The sequence below is a fragment of the Saccharomonospora iraqiensis subsp. iraqiensis genome (assembly GCF_000430445.1).
GTDB lineage: Bacteria > Actinomycetota > Actinomycetes > Mycobacteriales > Pseudonocardiaceae > Saccharomonospora > Saccharomonospora iraqiensis.
On the sequence record NZ_AICW01000462.1, the window covers coordinates 1 to 1,876 of the forward strand.

Annotated in this window: 2 protein-coding genes; one reads left to right on the forward strand and one right to left on the reverse strand. The window is 73.1% G+C overall.

Going from position 1 to position 1,876, the window contains the following annotated elements; all coding sequences use genetic code 11:
• On the reverse strand, nucleotides 1-326 hold a 326-nt coding region (locus ACTIR_RS0100275; protein ID WP_459166179.1), incomplete at its 3' end, for an arsenate reductase/protein-tyrosine-phosphatase family protein.
• Between the two features lie 445 nt (nucleotides 327-771).
• Here ACTIR_RS0100275 and ACTIR_RS0100280 point away from each other — a divergent pair.
• Nucleotides 772-1,876: sensor histidine kinase (locus tag ACTIR_RS0100280; RefSeq protein ID WP_411431303.1), on the forward strand; the 1,105-nt coding region annotated here is incomplete at its 3' end.

Here is a 1,876-nt window from a genome sequence, read left to right on the forward strand (position 1 = left end):
AGCAGGTCGGCGTCCAGGTGCCGGGGGCCGACCTGGGCGGCGACGTGGTCGTCCGGGTAGCCGTGCTCGGTCAGGGTCGCCCGCGCCCTCGGGTCGGCCCGCTCGCCGACGTGCCACGAGCCGAGCCCGGCGCTGACGATCTCCACCCCGTCGTCCAACCCGGCGGCGCGCAGGTGCTCGGTGAACACCGACGCCGCCATCGGCGACCGGCAGATGTTGCCGGTGCACACGAACGCGATCTTCAACGGACGGCCGCGCGTGGCGCCGCCCCCGTCCGCTCCCGCCGCGTCGGCGCCCGTCCGCGGGATCCCCGTGTCGTCGACCATGTCCCCCAGTGTGCCGCTCCCGGGTCCACCGTCGGTGCCGGGTACCGCGCGCCGTCCGTGCCCGCCCCGCCGTCCCGGACACCGCGCCCACCGTCCCGGACACCGCGCCCACCGTCCCGGACACCACGCTGACGACGTAGCGTGCCTTTTTCACAACTCGCGGTGCCACCTCTCTGGCCGTGGCGGGGTACGACCTACTACGCTCTCGGTCTCGTCGACGCGATTCGGGGGATGTCGTCGACGCGAGGCCATACTGATGTCACAGGTACATTTGGGGGCTCCCATTTCCCTGTCCGAAGGGCGGCGCGACACCGGTTCGCGCCCGCCGCTGGTCCGAGCTTCGCTCGTTCTGCTCGTCTCGGTGCTCGTCACCGGGGGCGTGTGGCTGTGGGTGTCCTGGGAAACACCCGCGGCGCACCGACCGCTGGTGGCCACTGTGGGCGGTGTGACGGCACTACTGGCGTGTGCCGCGGTGGCGTTCGCGGTGTACCGGGACGGGCAGTTGTCGTCCGCACGCGGCGAGGTGGCCGACCGGCGCGCCGAACTGGAGCGGCTGGCCGACGACACGCTCCCCGCCGCGGTGGACCGCCTGCGCGAGGGCGCCTCGGCGGACACCGTGCTGGCCGAGCTGCCGCGCCCGTCGGACGAGGTCCACACGCGCCTGCTGCGGCTGCTGGTCCGCGAGATCAGTGTCGGGGAACGCCAGCGTGCGGCGGCGATGTCGGCGTGTGCCAACGCGGCCGGGCGTGTGCAGGCGATGGCGACCAGCATGCTCGCCGACCTCCGCGAGATGGAGCACCGGCACTCCGAGGACGTGCTCGGCGATCTGCTCAGCCTGGACCACAGCACCGCGCAGGCGGGCAGGCTCGCGGACAGCATCGCCGTGCTGACCGGGGCCCGGTCCGGACGGCGCTGGACGAAGCCGATCGTCATGGAGAGCATCCTGCGCGGTGCGATGGGCCGGATCCGCGCCTACCAGCGGGTGCGCCTGCACTCGACGAGCACGTCGGCGATCGTCGGCTACGCGGCCGAGGACGTGATGCACGCGCTGGCCGAGCTGATGGACAACGCCACCAAGTTCTCCGCGCCGTCGGAGGAGGTGCACGTCTACGTCGAACAGCTGCACACCGGCATCGTCATCACGGTGGAGGACGGTGGCCTGGGGATGAAGCCGCAGGCGCTGGAGCGGGCCGAGCGTTCCGTCTCGAGCACCGTCGGCCTCGACCTGACCAAGCTGTCCGGCAGCAGGCTCGGCCTCGCGGTCGTCGGGTGCCTGGCCCGCAAGCACAAGCTCCAGGTGTACTTCCGGCCCTCGTCCCGCGGTGGCACCGGTGTGGTGCTGCGGATCCCGAACCACCTGGTGACCCAGCCCCGCCAGGAGCAGGTTCCCGCCCCGTCGGGGCAGACCACCCGCAACGCCGCGTCGGATTCCCGCACGTCCCGGGCCGAGGCGACCGTGCGGGACCGTTCCGCGGTGTCCGGTGCGCCGTCCGCCACGGCGACGCTGCCGGGGACGCGGCGGCCGGAGGGCACCTCCGCGGACACCACCA